Annotated in this window: 26 protein-coding genes; 4 read left to right on the top strand and 22 right to left on the bottom strand. The window is 44.8% G+C overall.

Going from position 1 to position 24,145, the window contains the following annotated elements; translation table 11 throughout:
* Nucleotides 1–1,895, bottom strand: a 1,895-nt coding sequence (locus A3739_RS18225) for a hypothetical protein (RefSeq protein WP_197472420.1), incomplete at its 3' end; no start/stop codon positions are given.
* Nucleotides 1,896–1,999: 104 nt separating this feature from the next.
* Between A3739_RS18225 and A3739_RS18220 the strand changes: the two genes are divergently transcribed.
* Nucleotides 2,000–2,986 carry a DUF3187 family protein gene (locus A3739_RS18220; RefSeq protein ID WP_068478475.1) on the top strand — a complete coding sequence of 329 codons (987 nt, stop codon included), beginning with the start codon at nt 2,000–2,002 and terminating at the stop codon, nt 2,984–2,986.
* 21 nt (nt 2,987–3,007) lie between these two features.
* Nucleotides 3,008–3,574: a YfaZ family outer membrane protein gene (locus tag A3739_RS18215; RefSeq protein ID WP_197472419.1), complete on the top strand. Its 567-nt coding sequence runs from the start codon at nt 3,008–3,010 to the stop codon at nt 3,572–3,574.
* An 11-nt stretch (nt 3,575–3,585) separates the two neighbouring features.
* On the opposite strand, the gene acpS is transcribed toward A3739_RS18215, so the two are convergent.
* The 21 genes from acpS to A3739_RS18110 all read right to left on the bottom strand — a co-directional run bounded on the left by acpS (nt 3,586) and on the right by A3739_RS18110 (nt 22,627).
* The gene (acpS, locus tag A3739_RS18210; RefSeq protein ID WP_068478479.1) at nt 3,586–3,960 is read right to left on the bottom strand and encodes a holo-ACP synthase; all 375 of its coding nucleotides are present in this window, start codon (nt 3,958–3,960) and stop codon (nt 3,586–3,588) included.
* A gap of 4 nt (nt 3,961–3,964) precedes the next feature.
* Nucleotides 3,965–4,702, bottom strand: a complete 738-nt coding sequence (gene pdxJ / locus A3739_RS18205) for a pyridoxine 5'-phosphate synthase (RefSeq protein ID WP_068478637.1) — start codon at nt 4,700–4,702, stop codon at nt 3,965–3,967.
* A 5-nt stretch (nt 4,703–4,707) separates the two neighbouring features.
* A complete protein-coding gene (recO, locus tag A3739_RS18200) occupies nt 4,708–5,457 on the bottom strand; it encodes a DNA repair protein RecO (protein ID WP_068478481.1) in 750 nt (249 codons plus the stop codon).
* A gap of 2 nt (nt 5,458–5,459) precedes the next feature.
* The gene (era, locus tag A3739_RS18195; RefSeq protein WP_082878484.1) at nt 5,460–6,446 is read right to left on the bottom strand and encodes a GTPase Era; all 987 of its coding nucleotides are present in this window, start codon (nt 6,444–6,446) and stop codon (nt 5,460–5,462) included.
* A gap of 1 nt (nt 6,447) precedes the next feature.
* Complete coding sequence (gene rnc / locus A3739_RS18190; protein ID WP_068478483.1) at nt 6,448–7,125, bottom strand: ribonuclease III; 678 nt, start codon at nt 7,123–7,125, stop codon at nt 6,448–6,450.
* 14 nt (nt 7,126–7,139) lie between these two features.
* A complete protein-coding gene (locus A3739_RS18185) occupies nt 7,140–7,535 on the bottom strand; it encodes a DUF4845 domain-containing protein (RefSeq protein WP_197469033.1) in 396 nt (131 codons plus the stop codon).
* 79 nt (nt 7,536–7,614) lie between these two features.
* A complete protein-coding gene (gene lepB / locus A3739_RS18180) occupies nt 7,615–8,391 on the bottom strand; it encodes a signal peptidase I (RefSeq protein WP_068478487.1) in 777 nt (258 codons plus the stop codon).
* Nucleotides 8,392–8,429: 38 nt separating this feature from the next.
* Complete coding sequence (lepA, locus tag A3739_RS18175; protein WP_068478644.1) at nt 8,430–10,229, bottom strand: translation elongation factor 4; 1,800 nt, start codon at nt 10,227–10,229, stop codon at nt 8,430–8,432.
* A gap of 78 nt (nt 10,230–10,307) precedes the next feature.
* A complete protein-coding gene (locus tag A3739_RS18170; RefSeq protein ID WP_231876770.1) occupies nt 10,308–11,630 on the bottom strand; it encodes an AarF/ABC1/UbiB kinase family protein in 1,323 nt (440 codons plus the stop codon).
* A 73-nt stretch (nt 11,631–11,703) separates the two neighbouring features.
* Nucleotides 11,704–12,678, bottom strand: coding sequence for a lipoyl synthase (gene lipA / locus A3739_RS18165; protein ID WP_068478491.1), 975 nt, complete (start codon nt 12,676–12,678; stop codon nt 11,704–11,706).
* Complete coding sequence (gene lipB, locus A3739_RS18160; protein WP_231876771.1) at nt 12,675–13,355, bottom strand: lipoyl(octanoyl) transferase LipB; 681 nt, start codon at nt 13,353–13,355, stop codon at nt 12,675–12,677. The genes lipA and lipB overlap by 4 nt, the downstream gene beginning before the upstream one ends.
* Nucleotides 13,356–13,367: 12 nt before the next feature.
* Complete coding sequence (locus tag A3739_RS18155; RefSeq protein ID WP_068474619.1) at nt 13,368–13,631, bottom strand: YbeD family protein; 264 nt, start codon at nt 13,629–13,631, stop codon at nt 13,368–13,370.
* A gap of 4 nt (nt 13,632–13,635) precedes the next feature.
* Nucleotides 13,636–14,802, bottom strand: a complete 1,167-nt coding sequence (locus A3739_RS18150; RefSeq protein WP_068478648.1) for a D-alanyl-D-alanine carboxypeptidase family protein — start codon at nt 14,800–14,802, stop codon at nt 13,636–13,638.
* Nucleotides 14,803–14,893: 91 nt separating this feature from the next.
* Nucleotides 14,894–15,760 (bottom strand): septal ring lytic transglycosylase RlpA family protein, encoded by an 867-nt coding sequence (locus A3739_RS31245; RefSeq protein WP_082869121.1) that lies wholly within the window; start codon nt 15,758–15,760, stop codon nt 14,894–14,896.
* Nucleotides 15,760–16,716 carry a lytic murein transglycosylase B gene (gene mltB / locus A3739_RS18140; RefSeq protein ID WP_068478493.1) on the bottom strand — a complete coding sequence of 319 codons (957 nt, stop codon included), beginning with the start codon at nt 16,714–16,716 and terminating at the stop codon, nt 15,760–15,762. Before mltB ends, A3739_RS31245 begins: the two co-directional genes overlap by 1 nt.
* A 111-nt stretch (nt 16,717–16,827) precedes the next feature.
* Nucleotides 16,828–17,973, bottom strand: a complete 1,146-nt coding sequence (rodA, locus tag A3739_RS18135) for a rod shape-determining protein RodA (protein WP_369819803.1) — start codon at nt 17,971–17,973, stop codon at nt 16,828–16,830.
* Entirely contained in the window at nt 17,970–19,841 is a 1,872-nt protein-coding gene (mrdA, locus tag A3739_RS18130) for a penicillin-binding protein 2 (RefSeq protein ID WP_255376172.1), read from the bottom strand. The genes rodA and mrdA overlap by 4 nt, the downstream gene beginning before the upstream one ends.
* A gap of 33 nt (nt 19,842–19,874) precedes the next feature.
* Complete coding sequence (gene rlmH, locus A3739_RS18125; protein ID WP_068478498.1) at nt 19,875–20,345, bottom strand: 23S rRNA (pseudouridine(1915)-N(3))-methyltransferase RlmH; 471 nt, start codon at nt 20,343–20,345, stop codon at nt 19,875–19,877.
* A gap of 11 nt (nt 20,346–20,356) precedes the next feature.
* Nucleotides 20,357–20,716 (bottom strand): ribosome silencing factor, encoded by a 360-nt coding sequence (rsfS, locus tag A3739_RS18120; RefSeq protein WP_068478500.1) that lies wholly within the window; start codon nt 20,714–20,716, stop codon nt 20,357–20,359.
* Nucleotides 20,717–20,746: 30 nt separating this feature from the next.
* Entirely contained in the window at nt 20,747–21,367 is a 621-nt protein-coding gene (gene nadD, locus A3739_RS18115) for a nicotinate (nicotinamide) nucleotide adenylyltransferase (protein WP_068502337.1), read from the bottom strand.
* Nucleotides 21,368–21,370: 3 nt separating this feature from the next.
* Nucleotides 21,371–22,627, bottom strand: coding sequence for a glutamate-5-semialdehyde dehydrogenase (locus A3739_RS18110; protein WP_068478504.1), 1,257 nt, complete (start codon nt 22,625–22,627; stop codon nt 21,371–21,373).
* A gap of 234 nt (nt 22,628–22,861) precedes the next feature.
* On the opposite strand from A3739_RS18110, the gene cysD reads away from it, so the two are divergent.
* Both cysD and A3739_RS18100 read left to right on the top strand, forming a co-directional pair.
* Nucleotides 22,862–23,773, top strand: coding sequence for a sulfate adenylyltransferase subunit CysD (gene cysD, locus A3739_RS18105; protein WP_068478506.1), 912 nt, complete (start codon nt 22,862–22,864; stop codon nt 23,771–23,773).
* Between the two features lie 85 nt (nt 23,774–23,858).
* Nucleotides 23,859–24,145: GTP-binding protein (locus A3739_RS18100; protein ID WP_231877104.1), on the top strand; the 287-nt coding region annotated here is incomplete at its 3' end.

The raw sequence follows: 24,145 nt of genomic DNA, 5'->3' as shown, positions 1-24,145 counted from the left end.
ACTATGCTTTTTCGCTTGTGACCAAGCGTTCGGTCAGTTTGAAGCATATAGTTGACGGTTTGCACCCCAAGATGCGCAAAATTACTGCGCGACAGCAGTCCTTGCACACCTATCTCACTATACTCCTGAACATCCCCCGCTTGAGGGCTTTCGCTCACCACAAGAATCTGAATTGTTGCTGAAATGCAGCGTCTTAATTCAGACAAAAATTCGCGAGATGACATGTTAGGCACAAGATCACTTACAACTAATATTTGGTAGCTTGGATGACCCTTCAATGCACTTAATAACTGATCATATGAGTTTGTGTAATCGATGTTGTCGCACGCACTAGACAGTGCTTCGTAAACAAAACTATTTGCTTTCGTAGCCAAATCGTATACCAATACACTCGCCTCTGTAAGCCCACTTAGGTCATTTAGGTTAACGCTGCTTGCGCTACCAATAACAGGCGAAGGCAACCTCAGGCTTAGACTTTGGGTCAACTCACCATCTAAACCCTTTGAGAACACCCAGCGAGCACCCATGATGTAACAGAGCATCTCTAGCATTGACGTGGGCCCGCGTTCGGCATTTGAGCCAGATTCCGTCGCATCCAGAAGCTGCCCATGTTTCCTTGCTTGCCCTACTAGCTCAAACACGTACCGAGTGTCTTTCATGGGTATATCTTTCTTACTTATGCTAAATGTCACTTGCTCCAAACTCGGCTCCAACAATAAACGCTTAAATGCATTTCTCGTGATCCGCCTAATCTTCTGAGGGTCGCCTTCAACGAAATCAGGTAAGTCTTCGTCAAAATCAAAAATAAAAGCCACATTTCGGCGCTCAAAACGCCGTTTAAATTCATTTACTAAAAATAAGCCAAACACTCTTAGGCTAAATGGTATTTCCGAGAGAGCGACCTCACCCGATTCCATTAATGCTCGCTCATGCAGGTTGGCACTTACACTTAACACAGCAGATAAATAGTTTGATAAAAACGCAGCCTGCTTATCGCCGTCATGTGAAGCACGTGCGTGTAGCGCTAGTGTGCGAGCAATTGCGCTCTTAATGTCTGAACTCGCTTGTTCAGTTGATAGATTTTGCCCAATCTGACCACGTTCCACCTTACTGATATGTGCATCAAGCTCTCTGATCTGAGATTCAAACTCAAAGCGCTCTACTTCAGACGCTTCTTTGACTGTCAAAACGGCACGCCATAGACCGCTCAATTCATCCCTACGTCCACCTATAAGGTTTCTTATCTGCGACGAGCTCATAGCGGGGTCGCTCAAGCGTCGAGTAAATTCCTGATTAGGACGAATAAAGGCGAAAAAAATCCAAGCAAACACCAAGGTTAAAACGATGACAGACTTTGTTGCGTCCACACCATAATCTGACCAATACGACGATGTTAAGTGTTCAACATGGTCCCCGAAATAAAGCTTAAGGGATATTGTTCCAACCCAGTAATCTCCCGAATTACCTTCAGACCAAATACTTAGAGGATAACTAACCGTAGAAGTGGGACCAGCAAGCAGGCTTTTACCAATCCGCATAACTTCGGATTCGTTTTTAGAAACGGACCAAAAGAAGTCAGCCTGAGGACGAACATGATATGTAGAATAGTCACTAGAGCTTCGGTCGAAAGGCATCGCACAGGAATACTCGATCGTATTAAGACGTGCCGAAATATATTCCAAATCATTTTGCTTGAGATTTCGCGCTAGTTGCTCACCTTCTCGGACTAGCTTCTGCTTGGCGCAACTCTCAACAAGATGTTGATATGATCTAAATTCACTTATTCCTTTGACTATATATAAAGCTGCCGTAGCGAAGAGAACGACACCAACGCTCTTGAACCAAATTTTGCTTAACAATTTTGATTCAAAAAGTCCTTCTAAGAGCGACAACACGAAAACTCCGTTTTATTAGTAAATTATTATATGTGCGTAACAACACTAACAAATAACTTCGGTCTGCTCTATCCTGAGCGCCGTTAAATAAAAGATAGACTGATATGCTCCGCTCTCAATCCTTGATATCGGCCTTGATCATCCTGTTCTTATCATTGTTTGATCAACGTGCCTACGCATCAAAAATTCAGTATGTAAATTTGAACCCGCTAATCGGCCAGCTTCCTTACGCGCACTATCCATCTGCTGCTCAAAAGCAAAGTAAAATGACGTTTGAAACCAGTGTGGCAATATCTAATTATTTCAGGCAATCGACCGTAGACCAAACAACATACGATGTTGATGGAGAAACATCGCTTATCCGAGAAACGCTTACCTATCGAACGGGCACTCTTAGCCTCGGCTTATCACTGCAATATCAAGCGCATCGCTCTGGATATTTAGACGATCCAATCTACGAATTTCATGACGTATTTGGCATGCCTCAGAATGGTCGCGAGCAATCTACAAATAACCAGCTGAATTGGAATATCACAAAAAACGGTGAAACATATAAACGTATTGATAGATCGCATGGTCTGGGAGATACCATGCTTTTTGTCGAAATGCGTCCTACATCTTTCATAAGCGACGCAGTAAGCCTGAGCTTCAACTTGCCAACCGGCGATACGTCAAAGCAAACTGGCGGATTGGCAAGTTCAATTAATCTTAGCTTCGCAACGCAAGGCGCCTCGATTGAACTCGATAACGCTTTTCTGCCAAGAATTCAGACAAGTTATGGATATAACGTGTCGTATCTTCGTTACAAATCGATGATTGATGAGTTTTCACCAAACCCGTTTGTTGGTGGCGCTTATGGAAGCCTCGACCTTATTTTCACACCAACTATTGCATTAATTACCAATATTGACATAAATACTCCTTACTTCAATGATGAAGTACGTGAACTTGGATGGACGAGTATTGCACTATCGAGCGCTCTGTCTTTCGATGTCAGCAGACACAATATTTACATCGGGTTTAGTGAAGATATCAGACCTAGCACTACTCCTGATTTTTCTTTATTTTTCGGTCTTACTACAAACTTATAAATGCTTCAAAAAGGTTTCTTCATGACATTCAACATCCGCTTTATCGCATGCACAGCATTACTGGCTTTATCCTCCCTAAGTTACGCCGGCGGCGCCTCCTTCAGAATAAGCAATGACACTATTGGAGGTGGCATTGATGGCCAGATTGGTGAGACCGACCTAGTGGCGGGTTTCGAGCATTTTTATAAAGACGAAAGCGAATCGGTCAATATTAGCAACATTAATCTTCACACTCAGGGACAGACAGCTGTTTCAAATTTGCCAACTACTGTGCTGTTGGGGCTTGAGGCAACACATATGAAGGAAGGCGAATTCAAAGCTTCTGCGGTTGCTTTTGGTGGAGCTGTTCGGATCAATCTTCCTAGTACTCCAGGCCTATCAGTAGAAACTCGACTGCACTACGCGCCTGATATTCTTGCTTACGGTGATTCTGATGAATTTAAACGCTTTCGAGCCCAGCTCAATTATCGAGTCATCCAGAGTGCTGATCTCAGTCTTGGCTACCAGTATTTGAATGCAGGTATCAAAGATGCTGGCGATCGCACCTTCGAGAGCGGTTACTTCATTGGTCTAGGGATGAAATTTTAGGTCGTTCAAAGCTAGCTCAGGTTTGCGTACGCTATAACGAACCCTGCGTCATCACTAAGACTAATCTCAAGTGATGACGCATTCAGTTCCTCAAATCGAGATTGTGCACCATCTGTTAATGTAACGACTGGCTTTCCATTTGAATCATGCTGAAGCGAAATATCACGCCAAGATACTCCTGACGAAAATCCTGTGCCTAAGGCCTTCGCAACAGCCTCTTTCACAGCGAAGCGTTTTGCGACAAAATTTTCTTGACCACGATCTAAACGAACAAACTCCGTAAGCTCAGCATCAGATAGCACTTTCTCTGGAAAACGCTCCGGATTATTGCTCATTGCCTTTTCGATCCGCTCAATTTTTAGCAAGTCAACGCCAACGCCTATCATTCGACTAGCCTGCTTGATTAATGATCGATTTCATTTCTCGCACAGCTTCTTTCAAACCGACAAAGACTGCTCTAGCGATAATAGCGTGACCAATATTGAGTTCGTTCATTCCGTTGATCTGCGCAATTTCATGCGTATTATGATAATTCAAGCCATGGCCAGCATTAACGATTAAACCCTCGGACACACCTAATTCGGTAGAGGCAACAATCAACCCAAGCTCCCTTGCCTGCGCTTCATTTGAAGCAGGCTCAGCATAAGCGCCCGTATGCAGCTCTATCGCTGCCGCTCCACAATTTTTCGACGCCAAGATCTGTTGTTCGTCGGGGTCGATAAATAAAGAGACCTCTATGCCAGCATCACCGAGTCTTTGACAAGCATCCTTAACCTTATCAAGATGCCCCACAACATCTAACCCACCTTCGGTAGTTAACTCTTCGCGTTTTTCAGGCACCAAGCAAATATGCTCTGGCTTAACCTTTAAAGCGAGATCGACCATCGCATCCGTTACCGCCATCTCCAGGTTCATACGCGTTTGGAGGGTTTCCTTCATCACAAACACATCGCGATCCTGAATATGCCTGCGATCTTCTCTCGGATGAATCGTAATGCCGTCAGCGCCAGCTTCTTCAGCTAGCATCGCAGCCTGGACGGGATCAGGGTAACGCGTACCTCGTGCCTGTCTAAGGGTTGCAACATGATCGACATTTACACCTAACAACACCCTACGCTGTTGACTCATCTTACTCATCCTACTGTTGTATATTTACTGAACTGCTTGATTAGCTCTCTACTCCGAAGCTTCGCACCTTGGAGCGCCTGATCAATCAGCATATAACTGACTTTCTTATTTAACGTCTGATACACCGCTTTAAGATCATTTACTTGATTAGCGCTTTTATTAGAAACTAGCGCCTGCACGCGTGACGAATAAGCTAGGAGATCTTGACCTGAAAAAACGACATAACTTCGGCTATTCTCTTGTGTCAAAACGAATGTGGAGTCAGCACTCAAATAGTAATTCGACTCAGACTGTATAACCTTGCCTTGCCAATCAATATCAAAACTAGGTAACAAACCGAGCTCAGCTAACAATATAAGTTCAAAATCTCTGAGCATCTGAGACATATCTTCACCCTCACTTAAACCCGAGAGACACTCTACATAGGCTGAAAACAAAGCAGGCATTGGCTCTTCTGGCGCCAATAATTTGTATAACAGCTCGTTGATGTACAGACCCGCGAACTGCCGTTGGCCCGTCAACTCTAATTGGGCGCTGGGCGGTTCAGCTTGTGTTAAGGTTTTGAGATCAGATTTACCAACCCAATCAATTAACAAGGGCTGAAATGCCTGAAGAATGGCACTCTTTGAAGACTTTGCTTTGTAGCCGCCTTTAGCGACTAAACCTACCTTTCCATGCTGATACGTGAAGACGTCGAGTAACAAACTTGTATCACTAAACGGGCGACGATGAAGAATGTAACTCGCTTCAAACATGCTTACTGGTCGCGATACCCTAAGCTTTTCAAGGCACGTTCATCATCGGACCAACCGCCCTTAACTTTCACCCATAAGTTCAGCATGACCTTGCTATCAAACATACGCTCCATATCTTTACGCGCATCACGTCCAATAATCTTAATCTGCTGGCCTTTATCGCCGATCACAATCTTTTTCTGGCCGCTACGTTCAACAAGAATTAAGGCACTAATATGAAGAATATTTCTCTTCTGTTTAAACTCTTCAATTTCAACCGTCACCGAATACGGGAGCTCTTCTCCTAGTTGGCGCATGATCTTTTCGCGCACTAACTCTGCAGCTAAAAAGCGCTGACTTTTGTCGGTAACTTGGGAGTCGGGAAAGTAATGCATACTCTCAGGTAGCAACTCCTCAATAAGACTCTCCAACTGCTCGACGTTGTGTCCTTGCTTCGCTGAAATAGGGACGATATCTTGAAACTCGCCTTTCTTAGAGATCTCTTGCAAGTACGGCAGTAAGCCACCCTTGTCTTTTGTACGATCAACTTTGTTGATGCACAGAATCACCGGCGCACCGACATTCTGTAATTTTTCTAAGACCAGATCATCATCGTCGGTCCAATACGTACGATCCACAACGAACACCACCACGTCAACATCAGTCAACGAACTTGATGCGGCTTTGTTCATGTAGCGATTAATCGCCTTATGTTCTTTCAAGTGCAGGCCGGGCGTATCAACATATACAGCTTGATTCGCCCCGTTTGTCTTTATTCCTAAGATTTGATGTCGAGTGGTTTGCGGACGTCGAGAAGTGATACTTAGCTTTTGACCTAAGATGTGATTCATCAAGGTTGATTTGCCAACATTTGGCCGCCCAACAATCGCAACATAACCACAGCGAGTGTTGTGCTTCTGCACCACGCCACCAAATGCTTGACCTAATAGAGCGTCCAGCTCATCAGCAGACTGCGCTGCATCGTTATCGCCTAACTTCTTATCGCTCATATTACTTACCTAATTGTTCAATCGCTAACTTAGCAGCATCTTGCTCTGCATTACGCCTACTCAAACCACTCGTTTCAATAGAAATGCCTTCCGCAGGAATCGTACAACGAATATAGAACGTTTGTGCATGCGCCTCGCCTTCTGTGCGCAAAACCTCGTATGTCGGTAAGTCTTGTTTTTTAGCTTGAAGCAATTCTTGCAGCTGAGTCTTAGAATCTTTCTCTGTCGTTTCTAACTCAGGAGAACTCAATCGTTCTTCGTACCAAGACAATACCATTTGTTTGGCTACGTCATGACCAGAATCCAAATACGTCGCGCCGATAATCGACTCTACTGCATCAGCTAAAATAGATTCTCGTCGAAAACCGCCGCTTTTTAGTTCACCAGGACCGAGCTTTAGATAATCACCTAGCCCAAACTCTCTCGCTATCTCAGCGAGAGTTACGCCTTTAACCAAGCGAGCTCTCAAGCGCGAGAGTTGACCTTCTTTAAAATGAGGAAAACGAAGATAGAGTTGTTCGGCGATCACATAGCCGAGAATAGCGTCACCGAGATATTCGAGACGCTCATTATTTTTACCTTTGAAACTACGATGTGTGAGGGCGAGCTCTAAAAGAGATCGATCTTTGAAGGTATAACCAAGCTTTCGCTCAAGTCTGTCGTAATTAACTGTACTCACCCGTGTTGTGCTACCTATGGATAGATTTCTGATACTTCGTCGAACACAATCACTGCATCGACATTTTTGTAAACATTGATACGAACTTCATAATCTAAGTAGAAAGAAATCACCCCTTCTTCTTTCTCTATCGATACAGCTTCATTGAAGTCAATGTCGCGAATATTGTTAGTCTGCATACGTAATTTGAAGCGGCGATTAATCTCACCCAGATCGAGTTCAGCGGTTTGAGAATCCTCGACAAAAGACGTCACCACTGACTTTAATTGCCAGTGCTCAAAATAGGCTGGATACAATTTAAAACCAACTAACGCAACAAACGCAGCCATCGCTAGAAACACCAAAACAAAGGGCATTGAAGCGCCACGCTGGTTCTTCAACAATTTATTATTAGTTTCATTTCTAGACATTTGCATTGCTCCAATCAAATTCATTAACTCGCGTACTTAAGGTTAGACCCGCTCTATCAGGTTTACAACGTAATGCGTGTTACTCGATGCTTCCTGCGCGCGAAAACGATGGCAATGAAGTGAGACCTTTCCATTGCATCCAAATTGCAAACGCCTTACCAACCACTAACTCATCGGGAACGAAGCCCCAATAACGGCTATCGTTACTATTGTCACGGTTATCACCCATTACAAAGTAGGAGTTTTCTGGTACCACCCATTCACCTTCGGCTTGAATGTTTCGGCGTAGCTTATGCTCCATTAACTGATGTGTGACGTTGCCTATTTGCTCTTTGGCCAAACGATAAGGAGGTAAATTAGCTACAAGCGTTTCAGGAACTAATTCACCATTAATAAACAGTTGTTTTTCGTCGTAACGAATAACATCACCTGGGATCCCTACAACACGTTTTATGTAATTAGTTTTTCCATCTTCTGGGAATTTAAAGACAATTACGTCCCCTCGCTCAGGATCGTTCAGCTCGACCACCTTTGTGCCCGCGACTGGCAACCTCAAACCGTACTCGTATTTATTGACTAAGATGAAATCGCCGACTTCTAAGGTCGGCAACATTGAGCCCGACGGAATTTGAAAAGGCTCCACAAGAAAAGACCGGAGCACTAACACAAGCGCCAGCACTGGAAAAAAAGAGCGAGAATTATCAATCAACCAATGCATCTTCGGCTCATCCTCTGATGATGCCTTTGGAGCCTTGCTTGCCTCGCGTTGTTTAGAAAAATACAGAACGTCCGCTAAATAGACGAAGCCTGTAAAAAACGTTAGTACCACCAACACCAGTGGAAAATCGATATCCATTCTTTTCTCGCTACTTATTTTTATCGATCTTAAATCGATTAACTATCCACTTTCAAAACGGCTAAGAACGCTTCTTGCGGGATTTCTACGCTGCCCACTTGCTTCATCCGTTTCTTACCTTCTTTCTGCTTCTGAAGGAGCTTTTTCTTACGGCTCACATCACCACCGTAACATTTCGCTGTTACGTTTTTACGTAAAGCCTTAACGGTTTGACGCGCCACGACTTGGCCACCTATTGCCGCTTGAATAGCAACATCGAACATTTGGCGTGGAATCAACTCTTTCATCTTTTCGGTTAATAAACGGCCTTTAGATTGGGCGTGGTCCTTATGAATAATCAAGGCCAGCGCATCAACTTTATCGCCGTTAATAAGAACGTCTAGCTTAACTAGGTTAGCAGCCTCAAAACGAATAAATTGATAGTCGAGTGAAGCAAAACCACGACTCACTGATTTCACACGATCGAAGAAATCGAGTACAACTTCAGCCATTGGTAATTCGTACTTGAGCGCGACCTGTCCTCCGATGAATTGCATATCTTTCTGGACACCGCGTTTCTCAACACAAAGACTAATCACGTTACCCAAATAGTCTTGTGGAACCAGAATATTTGCCTCAACAATTGGTTCACGCATTTCGTCGATAGAACCTGGATCAGGGAGTTTTGATGGATTATCGACCATCACTACGTCGCCATTTCTCAACTTAATTTCATAGGCTACCGTTGGCGCCGTAGTAAGAAGATCAAGGTCGTATTCGCGCTCCAAACGCTCTTGGATAATCTCCATATGGAGCATACCCAAAAAGCCGCAACGGAAACCAAAGCCCAGTGCATCTGACGTCTCAGGCTCGTAGTACAGAGAAGCATCGTTCAACGTCAGCTTTTCTAAAGCTTCACGGAATGACTCATAATCGTCGGAGCTGACAGGGAACAACGCCGCGTAGACTTGAGGTTTTACGCGTTGGAAGCCGGGCAACTGGCCGACTTCTTGAGTCTTAGCATGCGTGATCGTGTCCCCTACCGGTGCACCATGAATATCTTTAATTCCGGCTACAACAAATCCAACTTCACCTGCTTGCAATATCCCTGTTTCGGTATGCTTCGGCGTAAATACGCCGCAAGAAGTAATCTGCTCGATCTTGCCGGTAGATTTGATAAATATTCTGTCGCCTTTGCGAAGTGTGCCTTCAACGACACGAACAAGCGACACAACTCCTAGGTAGTTATCAAACCACGAGTCGATAATTAGGGCTTGCAACGGAGCTTGTCGATCGCCTTCAGGTGGTGGAATAACCTTAACCAATTCTTCGAGCACATCTTTAACGCCCATACCACTCTTAGCACTACACGGCACGGCACCCGTCGCATCGATACCAATAATATCTTCTATTTCTTGCTTTACACGCTCAGGCTCAGCTTGTGGCAAATCCATTTTGTTAAGGATTGGAAGAACTTCTAAGCCTTGTTCAATCGCCGTATAACAGTTCGCTACAGACTGCGCCTCAACACCTTGACCCGCATCAACGACTAACAAAGCACCTTCGCAAGCCGCTAAAGACCGCGATACCTCATACGAGAAGTCAACGTGTCCGGGCGTATCGATAAAATTAAGCTGGTACGTCTCACCGTCATCCGCTTTATAGTTCAAGGTCACACTTTGCGCTTTGATCGTAATACCACGCTCTCTTTCGATATCCATCGAGTCAAGAACCTGCGCCTCCATTTCACGGTCACTTAAACCACCACAATCTTGAATAAATCTGTCAGCCAAGGTCGACTTACCATGATCTATATGGGCAATAATGGAGAAATTACGGATATTTTTAAGACTGCTCACGTGCAAAATACTCTTTAAATTTGAGGCGCGCATTTTATAGTAAAAGCGAGCATTTTCAAAACGTGTTGCAAGGTTAGTTCATGGTTTAATGTATAGGAAACGCCGCAAATGCGGCTCGCCATCAAACTGAGCACCAATCACCGAGATAAAGGTATAAACGCCGACGAGTTTTCGATTTAGAAAAACGAACTCCTTTGGCGGTATTTTGAAGTAACGGCTGACAGCTGAACGCGCAGCAGTTTTGGCAATTCGCGTTGGCAAATCACTCTCAGCCCATAAATAAGCCCCAGATTCGTCACAATGATCTGCTTTACAAACTGCTGGCGAATCAATCCTAGCCAAGGGTTCAAGTACAGCCATACAGACTTTCCCGAATGTCTCGAGCACGTAATCGGGCCAATCCTCGTGCATGAAATCAAGCGCAATACCCGCTTGAATCACGCCCTTAAGATCATTGTGATAAGAAGATTGAATCATCTCACATACGGGTTTTATAAAGCTCTCGTCGTAGCGTTGAACCGCACCAAAGTCAAGAAGAACAAGTTGAGGAGATTTGGACTTATTAATACGAACACGGTAATTACCGAAATTCGGGTCCGTTTGCATTTCATGCCATACGAAAAGCTCATTCAGGAACAATTCAAGAAATGCCTGCCCGAGTGCGTTTCGCTCTTGCTGTGACAAACCTTGCGCCAATTCACTAGCAACATGCACGCCTTCTTCATAGCTGGTTGCTAAGACCTTAGAGGTCGAATATCGAGAATAAACAGAGGGCACAACGTAGCGATGATCCTCTTTCAGAAGATCATTGAAACGCTGCGTCGTTTTAGCTTCTAATCCGTAATCCACCTCACGGTGCATCATAACGCGAACTTCTTCGAGCCACTCATCGAAAGCAGGCCCACGAGACACTACATTGGCAAGGCGTAAGATTTGAGCAACAGAGTCTAAATCAGCGTCGATCGCCTCACTCACGCCCGGATATTGAATCTTAAGACAAATCTCTTCACCACTGCTTTTCACAATCGCTCGATGCACCTGCCCCAAAGAAGCCGTCCCAATAGATGTTTCGCACACATCAAGTTCTTGAAAACGCTCCGAGCCGAGCTGTTCGTACAACAAACCACGCATGATAGACCAATCGAGCGCCGCGGTTTTCTCTTCAAGCGTATGAAGCGCTTCAGTCACCTCAACTGGTAGAAAATGCTCGCCGTAAAGCGCCATAATCTGACCAATCTTAACAACACTGCCTTTGAGCTTACCCAACTCTTCAACGAGATACTTAGCTTCTCGTGAAAGTGCCGCACTGCGCGCCTCTGCGCGTTTTTGTGAGGACTGAAAGAGACCGGCCGTCAAACTGCCCGCCATACGCGTACCGGAGACCAAACCAGCCTTAGTCAAGCTTAAACGCCTTTCAAAGCTTCCAGTTTTAATCTTTGACAGTTTCAACGAAGAACCTCTTAAGAGCCAAGAGTTAACCGACCTTCTCGCCCTTTGCTTGCTTGTCTGCGTGATACGACGAACGAACTAATGGACCACTCGCAACATGCTTAAAACCTATTTCTTTGGCAAGTTCGCCTAACTCATCAAATTCTTCAGGTGTAACGAAACGTTCAACGGCCAAGTGGTCACGACTCGGTTGTAGATATTGACCGAGCGTAAGCATATCGACATTGTGTGCGCGTAAATCACGCATCACCTGAATAACTTCTTCTTTCGTTTCACCAATACCAAGCATTAAACCCGACTTCGTAATCACTGAAGGTGCCGCAGCTTTATACTTTTCCAATAAATCTAACGACCAATCGTAATCGGAGCCAGGTCTAACCTTTTTATATAAGGATGGCACGGTCTCTAGATTATGATTAAAGACATCAGGTGGAGTGTCTTTAAGAATATCGATTGCTACGTCCATACGCCCCCTGAAATCCGGAACGAGAACTTCAATTTCAATTGAATCAGTTCTTGAGCGAGTTTCAGAGATACAATCAGCAAAATGCTGAGCACCACCATCACGCAGATCGTCACGGTCAACAGAAGTTATAACCACGTAATTGAGATTCATGTCAGCGATGGCTTCGGCTAGCTCTCGGGGCTCATCTTGATTTAGCGGCTTTGGACGTCCATGCGCGACATCACAGAAAGGACAACGACGCGTACAAATATCCCCCATGATCATAAATGTGGCAGTGCCACCACCAAAGCATTCACCTAGGTTCGGACATGATGCCTCTTCACATACCGTGTGCAGTCCGTGCTTTCGCAACTTGTCCTTAATTTCGCCAATTCGAGGCGTTGCAGGAATTCTCACGCGAATCCAATCAGGCTTTCGCGGCATCGTTTCGGTAGGAATCACTTTAATTGGAATGCGGGCAACTTTTTCAGCACCGCGCAACTTTTCACCAGCCACGACTTTTTTAACGGACGTCTTTTTAGTTTCTTCTGTCATAACGAATCTGTAACTTCAATGTTGGTCTGCCGATAACAAAATAATGAACTTAGGGCATCTACGAGGCAGTTAGAAAATTCTGTAATAGAGACCTCAGGGCAATAATCTCTCAGCTGAGCCATTTGTAAACCTTGGTAGCCGCAAGGATTTATACGAAGCCAAGGGCTTTGATCCATATCGAGATTTACACTCAGACCATGAAAAGAACGCCCTTTACGAATACGCAAACCTATAGAACCAATTTTACGCCCATCGACATATACACCTGGCGCTTCAGGATCGGCCTTAGAGTCGACACCAAAATCTTTTAGCGCCTGAACCATTGCCTGCTCAATCAGTCGTACGAATTGTCGCGTACCAATACCCATTCTATCTATATCGAACAAAACATAAATCACTAACTGACCAGGCCCATGGTAGGTGACTTGACCACCCCTATCGACTTGCACTACCGGAATATCTCCAGTGTTGAGAAGATGCTCGGACTTACCGGCTTGCCCCTGAGTAAATACTGGATCGTGCTGCAAAACCCATAATCGATCATCTGATAGAGAATCTCGTTTATCTGTGTAGTCTTGCATCGCTCGCCACGCTGTTTCGTAATCAAGCTTCGATGAGAAATATGTTACCTTGAGCTCGCGTTCAGAGTTTCTAGGTTTGGCCAATTCTTCTGACAAGACAGATGCCCTCTACAGGACCATCTTCACACGACCAGTCGCAATGATAGCCTGATGCATGGCATCCAATTGCTCGCGACTTGTAGCTGTAAATTTGATACGCAAGGAAATGAAAGTTCCATTCTTACTCGGTTGAACCACTATAGTGCTTGGATCAAAACCTTGTGTGTTATCGGAGATAATACCCCCGATAACATCTTTTAGGTCTGGTTCGTTGTTACAAATTACCTTAATAGGGTAATCACAAGGAAACTCGAGTTCTTGAGTCTTATCCATAGGGTTAGCTAAACAATCCAATAAAAAATAGTTTGATCATATCCCAAATACGTTTAAAGAAACTTCCCTGCTCAACATCGGCCAGCGCAACGATCACTCGGTCTACGACAACCTTGCCGTCTAAAGTCACGCGTAACGTGCCTAGTTTATCACCAATCGCGATCGGAGCTTGTAAATTAGAGTCAACTTGAATCTCAGCGTCTAACTCGGTCTTATGGCCGCGTGGAATAGTAATTACAACATCCTCAGACACACCTAAATTCACATTATCTAGTGCACCACCCCAAACGCGTGATTCCGTCAATGCGTCACCAGCCGCGTATAAAGGCGTCGTTTCGTAATAGCGGAAGCCATAATTCAATAGCTTTTGCGTTTCTTTTACGCGAGCTTCTTCACTCGCAGTACCCATCACAACACTGATCAATCGCATATCTCCGCGCTTCGAAGAAGACACTAAACAATATCCTGCTTCCTTTGTATGACCAGTCTTGAGTCCATCAACAGACTTATCGCGCCACAACAAACGATTGCGATTAGGCTGACGAATGTTGTTGTAAGTAAAATACTTCGTACTATAAATTTTATAGAGATCAGGGTAGTCGTTAATGATTGCTTGAGCGAGCAAAGCCATGTCATACGCGGTTGAATGGTGACCATCAGCCGGAAGACCCGTAGCATTCATAAAGCTTGACCCAGTCATTCCAATCTGAATCGCCTGTTGATTCATAATATCTGCGAACGCTTCCTCACTGCCGGCCAAATATTCAGCTAATGCAATACTTGCGTCGTTTCCAGACTGAATGATAACGCCTTTCAGTAAGTCCTCTAAAAGAACGTTAGTACCCTCTTTGATAAAGGTCTTTGAACCACCTGTGCGCCAGGCCTTTACACTGACAGGCACTTGATCCTGAAGGGAAATATTACCCTCTACAATCTCGCTTTCGACGATATACGCGGTCATTAGCTTAGTGAGACTCGCTGGAGGTAAGGATTCGTTACTATTTTGCTCGACGATGATCTCACCCGTCGTTGCATCCATTAGCACATACGAACTTGCACCCACCTGAGGTGGAGCAGGAATTAACGCAGGTTTTGCAGACACGAGTGCCGAAAACAATAATGAACAAGCTGCTGTAACGACGAGGACGCTACGCGAAAAATTAGCTAGCATAAAGTTACCTAAAACCCCATATATTCTGTCTATTTTAATGCTGCGCAAGTCTAACGCATTCTGCACAAGCATTCATTAATGTATAAAACTTTTAACGCTCCGGTGCCGCAGTTGATCTAGTGATGACTTGCGGCGAGCCGATCTTTGCATTTACAAGAACATTCACCAACTCTTGCGCGTCAGAATCTGTCACGAAAGGACCGATCCGAACTCGATATAAAAGCCCAGAATCTACCTCAACCTTCGCCAAGAAAACTGGCACATCTTGAACATAACTTTCAGCGCGAAGACGTATAGACTCAGCCAAATCGTAACTAGAGAACGCAGCAATTTGGACATACGGGGCAAGAATCTCTTTAGGCGGAAGATTAACCGACGTTTTCTCTACAGGGCGTTGGCTATTATCAGCTTGCTCTGCAGAAGGTTGAGGGACAAACAGACGCTCCAAGCGCACCTTGGCTGTTCCTTGATCTTTATAACCAAGCTTGATCGCAGCAGCGTAAGACAAATCTATGATACGGTCACTATGAAACGGACCTCGATCATTTACTCGAACGACAAGTTCACGACCATTTTCGAGATTAGTAACTTTAACGTAACTGGGTAAAGGGAGGGATTTATGTGCAGCAGAGAAGCTATACATATCATAGCGTTCCCCGTTAGAAGTTAGCTCATCATGAAATTTCAAACCATACCAAGACGCATAGCCAACATCCTCGTACGAAACATCATTCGCCATAACCTCATAACGTTTACCGAGAACGGTATAATTTTTTTGATTTCCTTGGCGACTAAGCGGCTCCCATTTGGGCTGAACCAACCGTACCCTGGATACATCGAACTCCCCTTGAGGCTCTACATCCTGATCAATTTTATATTGACGCTCTGGCTTTGTTGTACACGCAGCCGCTAACACTAAGAATAATACGATAGAACCAAGACGGAGGAACTCTCGCATTAAAACGACTCAGCTAATTGAAATACAGCCATTGCATATAAATGGCTATGGTTGTAGCGCGTAATCACATAAAAATTGTGGAAGGTAAGCCATGTCTCGTCACCACCAACAGCAACTAAATCGAGCAGTTTAATCGCTTCTTCGTTTGAGATGTCCGAATCGGCCGAATAACCAGCATCACGTAAGTCTTTCATGACATATTTCGGTTTAAGCTTGTCATGTAACAGACCCTCATAATCAACACCATTTAACGACACCTGTTTAGCGACAGGTTGATCCGATTTCCATTTATGGCGTTTAAAATAATTGGCAACACTACCAATGGCATCAATCGGGTTATTTAAAATATCCACGACACCATCGCCATCAAAATCAACAGCATAATGGCGATAGCTACTGGAAATGAATTGACCATACCCCATGGCACCCGCGTATGACCCCTTCAAATCAGTCACTTTAAAGCTCTGTTCGCGCGCCAGCAGGAACATCTCTTTCAACTCACTAGAAAAGAATTTAGATCTAGGTGGATAATCAAACCCAAGCGTCGCCAGTGCATCTATTACTCGATAACTGCCTTTATTGCGCCCATATTTTGTTTCCACGCCAATAATTGCAGTAATAATTTCCTTAGGAACGCCAAACTCATCTTCAGCGCGCTTTAGCGGTTCCGCGTATTCTTCTAGAAATTCACGCCCCTGTTTGATACGAGACTCTGTCAAAAATATCTTGGAATACTTAGCCCAGTTTAAAGTTTTCTCTGCTGGACGTGAGATTGCTTTCAATATCGATTCTTTTCGAGATGCCTCAGTTAATGCAGATCGAATATCAGACTCTGAAAACCCATGCTCCTTAACCATCATATCTATGAAGGACTGAGCATTTTCGTGCTGAGAATAATCAGCAAAAGCAAGAATGGGAGCAAAAAGTAACGCGAACGTAAAAACCAGATAGTTCATAGAGATACGACTTCAGTTTGTAAGGGACTTAAAACGGCTCTAGTGTAGTGCGCCACACCCACTAATTACTATGCACTAAAGCCAGTTTTAGAATTAAGATTTGCTTAGGTTTTATCTAGACAAGAATCGACGATGCGTGTGAATAGACATAATTACACCGAACGCTGCCATGAGAGTAATTACTGAGGTGCCACCGTAACTCACCAAAGGCAAAGGAACTCCAACCACTGGCAAAATTCCACTCACCATTCCGATGTTGACGAAGACATAAACAAAAAACGTCAGAATTAGACTTCCTGCCAACAGACGGCTGTAGGAATCTTGCGCTTTAACGGCAATATACAGACCTCTAACTACGATCATCAAATACAAGCCTAGTAAAGCTAAAACGCCGACAAAGCCAAACTCTTCCGCACACACTGCAATGATAAAGTCAGTATGACTTTCAGGTAAAAAATTCAACTGAGATTGCGTACCCTCAAGCCAGCCTTTACCCCAAGTACCGCCTGAGCCAATCGCAGTTTTTGATTGAATAATATTCCAACCCGCTCCAAGTGGGTCGCTTTCGGGATCAAGAAACGTCAATACACGCTGCTTCTGGTAATCACGCATGACAAAATGCCACATAACAGGCAAACAGGACGCGACAATTGCTCCAAATCCAGCAACTACCTTCCATGATATGCCCGCAAATAAAATAACGAACAAGCCCGACGAAGCAATTAATATCGAGGTACCCAAATCTGGTTGCTGCACAATTAACAACACGGGCACGAAGATCAGCACGAGCGTTACAAAAACATCTCTGAAACTCGGAGGAAGATAACGACTAGACAAATACCACGCCGCCATCATAGGCACAATCAGCTTCATTAACTCAGAAGGCTGAAAGCGCGGCAAGCCAGGCAGTTGAAGCCAGCGCTGAGCCCCCTTTGCACCGACACCAAAAAACATCACACCTAATAAGGCGATAACACCCAGAACAAACAGCACGACAGACCAACGTTTATAGAAACTAGGCTCGAACTGCGCTACTACGAACATTACACCGAACGCAGCCAAAAATCTGATCCCCTGGCGCTCTACATAAGCCCAACGCTCACCACCAGCGCTATACAAGATCACTAAACCAAAGCCAACCAAAGCTAACAAAAGACCAAGCAATATTGGGTCGATATGCAGGCGGTAAAAGAACGACTTCCCTTTACCGAGACTCGCATCCGCGCCCGGCATATGCCGCAAGAAATCTCCTCTCACTGAAGGACTCCTTGATCGGCATCAACTGATAGAACATTGATCCATTCGTCAAATACTGCACGAGCAATCGGCGCGGCCGCAGAACTACCACCTCCGCCATTTTCGACAATCACGGCGACAGCAATGACTGGATCATCTGCTGGCGCAAAACCGACAAATAATGCGTGATCACGATGACGCTCTGCTAGCGCTTCTGCGTCATACTCCTCACCCTGCGGAATTTCGACCACCTGAGCTGTTCCTGTCTTGCCTGCTATACGGTATGAGGACCTAGCGCCACTCGCTCTCGCAGTCCCCTTCTTACCATGCATAACCTCTTCCATCGTCTCGACAATATAATCCCAGTTATCAGGTTTATTTAACGCCACATCACTCCCTTTATCTGGACGTTGACTTAACACAATAGACCCATCGCGCGTACTCTTTAATAAGCGAGGCGCGACCCATTGCCCATGATTGGCAATTAGAGCTGTCATAGTCGCGAGCTGAAAAGGTGTTGCAAGCATAAACCCTTGACCTATCCCCATATTTAAGGAATCGCCTGGATACCATGGAAGCCCCCGCCAAGCCCTCTTCCACTCTCTTGATGGAAGGATCCCTGACCTACCCTCTGAAACATCAAGTGATAAATTAGAACCAAACCCAAAATATCCTAAATACCTAGACATTCGATCGACACCCATATTAAAAGCAAGCTCGTAAAAATAAGTGTCGCTAGACTCAGCAATTGCATCCTTTAAATTAATAATACCGTGACCTTCACGCTTCCAGTTTCGGTAAATGCGATCATCATTTTTTAACTGGTAACGCCCTCTATCATTTATTGTATAGTCGCGTGAAGTAACACCTACATCTAAGCCGGCCAACCCAACAACTGGCTTAATCGTCGAACCTGGCGGGTACTGTCCCTTTAAAGCACGATTAAACAAAGGCGTATCGATAGAATCACGAAGTAAGCCATAGCTTTTATGATCAATGCCCGTAACGAATTTATTGGGGTCGTAACTCGGTGTACTTACCTGAGCCAAGACACCACCCGTTTTTGGCTCGATGGCGACTAAGGCAGCCCGCTTACCCTCAAGCAACTCCATAACCTTCAACTGGAGTCTTGCATCCATGTGCAGAACAAGATCTTTGCCCGGCGTCGAAGCGAGATGATCTAGACTTCTGAGAATCCTGTTGCTAGCGTTGATTTCTACCGTTTCAAAACCGACGCTCCCATGCAACTCCGACTCATAGAAACGTTCTACTCCGAGCTTCCCAATATAGTTAGTTGCCGAATAGTTTTGAGGGTCAAGCTTTGCCAGTTCTTTTTCGTTAATACGCCCTACGTAGCCAATAGAGTGTGCAGTCGCTTCCCCAAGCGGGTAATAACGCGCAAGTTCAGCCTGCACCTCAACCCCTGGTAGAGTATGCCTACGGACTTCGATTCGCGCGATTTCCTCCTCGGTGAGCTTACTTTTTAGAACAACCTCCTTGTAAGGCCTTCTAGATCTCTTTAAACGCTTCTTAAATCCCGTAACGTGCCGATCTTGCAGATCGATGATCTCACCCAGCTGCTTTATGGTGAAATCTAAGTCATCTACTTGCTCAGGAATAAGCGCCAAACTAAAAATTGGCTGATTGTCCGCTAAGAGAACGCCATTTCGATCGTAGATTAGACCTCGAGTCGGCGCGACAGATCGCAACTGCATGCGATTCTTATCGGACAAAGTCTGGTAATGGCTATGATTGGTAATCTGAAGGTGATACATCCTCGCAATTAAAGCTGCGAGCATGGCCAGCACAATAATGAGCGCTAGGACGCTACGAAAAGCAAAAATCGACTTCTCTCGATTAGCATCTTTGATGTGGTGAGAGTTACGCACCGAGCGCCTCTTTTTAAAAGGTTTTTATTTTACTTACGCACGATGGTATGGGTGGTTTTGCGTAATCGAATATGCACGATACAACTGCTCGGCTAACAAAACTCTAACCAGAGGGTGAGGTAAAGTTAAGGGAGACAAAGACCATTGTTGATTTGCTCGCTGTCGACATTCATCACTAAGCCCATCTGGCCCACCGACTAACAATGCAACATTATCGCCACGCATCCGCCAGTTGGTCACTTGATCAGCAAGATCTTCAGTACTCCAAGCCTTGCCTTTTACCTCAAGCGCAACAACCCAATCTCGATCTGACAAGGAGTCTAAAATTGCTTTACTCTCGGATTGTATAGCTCTATTTAGATCAGCCCCTTTACTTCGATTACCTAAAGGGATCTCTATAAATTCAATCTTAAAGTCTCGCGGCAATCGTTTAGTAAATTCTGAGGTTCCTTCATTTACCCACTTAGGCATTTTCGTGCCAACCGCGATAACTTTAACTTTCATTGGACTAAATCTTAGCGCGCATCGGGCGAAGGCATTACGCCTTCAGAGCCATCACCTTCCCAAAAACGCTCAAGGTCATAGAACGTGCGCGTTGCTGGGAGCATGACGTGAACAACGACAGAACCAAGGTCCACTAAAATCCAGTCAGAGCTAGCATCACCCTCAACACCTACAGACTTTACACCTTGCTCTTTAGCTTCGGTTAGCACGTTGTCAGCGAGAGACTTAACATGCCGAGAGGAAGTACCAGAGGCAACCACCATATAATCGGTCACGCTAGTACGTTTTTTGACGTTCAAAATATTGATATTGTCAGCTTTTAAATCTTCAAGTGCGCCGACAACGACGTTTTTAATGGAATCTGCTTGCATAAAGGGAAGGACTGGCCTCAAAAAAATGGTTCAAATTTGATAAAAATCATTATCGCAAATAATGCCTTGCACTGCATCAGGCACCAAATAACGAATGCTTTTGTTTTCGGCAACTCTTTGCCGAATATCTGAGCTAGAGATTTGCAACTGCGTTACGCGCGCAATCAATGCTAACCCGGTTTTAGCAGATCTTAGCGCATCAGGCGAGCTAACAATTGAAAAACCCAAACTTTTCAGGTTGTTTTCAATTTGCGCATTACTGTAATCGGGACGCTCTAACACGACGACGTTACATAGATCTTTATATACTTCTGCATGATGCCAAGTAGGCATATTCAACGCAGAGTCTGTTCCTACCGCCAATATCAACCCTTCATTAGAGTTTAAAGCTTGCAAAGTGTTGATCGTATAGCTGTCTGACTCTGCATCAAGCTCGATACGAGAAACAACCAGGCTGGGAGATTCTTCAGTTGCGGCTACAAGCATTCTATATCGACTTTCAGCATCGATATTTGCCCGCGGCTTGTGGACGGGATCCCGACACGGTATCAAAGAAACCTGCGCGCCATCGAACAACTCTGAAAGCTCGGTCGCTACGCGCAGATGCCCATTATGAACAGGATCAAAACTCCCGCCGAACAAAATATTCATAACTTATGTACGAATATGCCCATCACCCAAGACGACATACTTTTCAGAAGTTAGGCCCTCTAGACCAACTGGGCCACGAGCATGAATCTTGTCCGTAGAAATACCGATCTCAGCACCCAAACCGTACTCAAAGCCATCTGCAAAACGAGTTGATGCATTGATCATGACCGAGCTTGAATCGACACGCGTAATAAACTCACGACCACGCGTATAGTTTTCGGTCACGATGGAGTCGGTATGATGAGAGCCATACTTGTTAATATGAGCAATCGCCTCATCCATATCCTCAACGATCTTAATTGATAAGATCGGCGCCAGATATTCGGTTTCCCAATCTTCTTCAGTCGCAGCTACGCAAGAATTAAGAATTTTTTGAGCTTTCGCACAAGCACGTAACTCAACACCAATATGGGCGTACTCTTGCTCTAATGCAGGTAACAATTCTTCGGCTCGCGATACGTTAACTAAAAGCGTTTCCATAGTATTACACGTACCGTATCGCTGAGTTTTGGCGTTGATTGCAATACGTTGTGCCTTCTCTGCGTCAGCATCAGCATCTAAGTACACATGGCAAATACCGTCTAAATGCTTAATAACAGTCACTTTGGCATCACGACTAATTCTCTCAATCAAGCCTTTACCACCACGAGGAACAATTACATCGACATACTCTGGCATAGTGATTAACTCACCCACGGCAGCGCGATCAGTTGTCTCCACTACTTGAACGGCAGATTCTGACAAACCTGCCTGCTTCAGGCCTTCAGCGATACACTGTGCAACAGCCTTATTCGAGTGGATTGCCTCGGAACCACCGCGCAAAATCGTAGCGTTACCCGACTTAATACATAAGCTTGCAGCTTCAACCGTTACATTCGGGCGTGATTCGTAAATAATACCAATCACACCTAGAGGTACACGCATCTTACCTACCTGAATACCAGACGGCATATACTTAAGATCGTTAATCACGCCGATAGGGTCAGGTAAGGCCGCAACTTGTTTCAGCCCCTCAATCATCGTGTCGATACGCGCAGGCGTCAGCTCAAGTCGATCAAGCATGGCAGGTTCAAGCCCATTATTACGACCATTTTCAAGATCCTGTGCATTTGCGGCCGCCAATTCTTCGCGGCGTTGATCAAGAATTTCAGCAGTCGCCAACAAGGCTTGATTCTTCTGCGATGTACTCACAGCAGCCATCTCTGCGGCTGCTTTGCGGGCCGACTGACCCAGTGCTGACATGTATTCTGTTACGTTCATTTTTTACCCGATAATAAAAGCTACAACTCAAACACGAGCTGAAGCAAAAAATGCTAAGCCGCGAATTATACTCAGACTACCGCCTCTTGACGAATATGTGTGACAAATTAGCGAAAGCATATATCTATATTCCAAAAAGATAATAAAGATATGGCTATAAAGCTTTTTTGGTAATAAACGCTTCTGGTATAGTTGCGCCCTAATAATTAGTCGACTGTAAGATATCGAGGAACTATGTCTGACCATAAGATGACGCACCTTAAACAACTCGAAGCTGAAAGCATTCACATTATTCGAGAAGTTGCTGCCGAGTTTGATAACCCTGTAATGCTTTACTCTATCGGTAAAGATTCAGCAGTTATGCTTCACCTAGCACGTAAAGCATTCGCTCCGGGTAAACCACCATTTCCGCTATTACACGTCGACACGACGTGGAAATTCCGTGAAATGATCGAGTTCCGCGATGAAGTTGTCGCCAAGAAGTATGGCTTTGATTTAATCGTCCACACAAATGAAGAAGGCGTGAAAGCTGGCGTTAGTCCCTTCTCGGTTGGTAGTGCGAAGCATACCGACATTATGAAGACGCAAGCACTCAAACAAGCACTTAATAAGTACAAGTTTGATGCAGCATTCGGTGGCGCGCGTCGTGATGAAGAGAAGTCACGTGCAAAAGAACGTATCTATTCATTCCGTGACGAGAACCACCAGTGGGATCCAAAGAACCAGCGTCCTGAACTTTGGAATATCTACAACGGCAAAATTAATAAAGGCGAAAGCATTCGTGTTTTCCCACTTTCAAACTGGACTGAGCTCGATATTTGGCAATACATCCACCTAGAAGACATCGATATCGTGCCACTCTACTTCTCAGAGAAGCGCCCTGTCGTTGAACGTGACGGCACACTGATCATGGTCGACGATGAGCGTATGCCCTTAAAAGAAGGTGAAGTCCCTGAGATGAAATCAGTGCGATTTAGAACGCTAGGCTGCTACCCGCTAACCGGCGCAGTCGAGTCTGAAGCGAAAACTTTGCCAGATATCATTCAAGAGATGCTGTTAACCACCAGCTCTGAGCGTCAAGGCCGCGTGATAGACCATGATTCGTCAGGCTCCATGGAGCAGAAAAAACGCGAAGGCTATTTCTAATAGTTTTTAGCGCGCGAACCATACACGCAACAACACAATTTTATTACGTAGCACGCCTGATTACAGGCAAACAAAGAGAATAATCATGTCACACCAATCTGAACTAATTAGTGAAGACATTAATGAATATCTGAAGCAGCATGAGCAAAAAGAGCTCTTGCGACTTTTGACCTGTGGTAGCGTTGACGACGGTAAAAGCACACTGATCGGCCGCCTACTTCACGACTCTCACATGATTTATGAAGATCATTTGGAAGCGATTAAAAAAGACAGCGTTAAGAGCGGTACCAACGAGGGTGAAATTGACCTTGCACTTCTTGTAGATGGCCTACAAGCTGAGCGTGAGCAAGGCATCACGATCGATGTTGCGTA

The organism is Oleiphilus sp. HI0067, from assembly GCF_001635735.1.
Note: the sequence above shows the minus strand (reverse complement) of the source record. Positions and strands in the feature narration are given on the sequence as shown.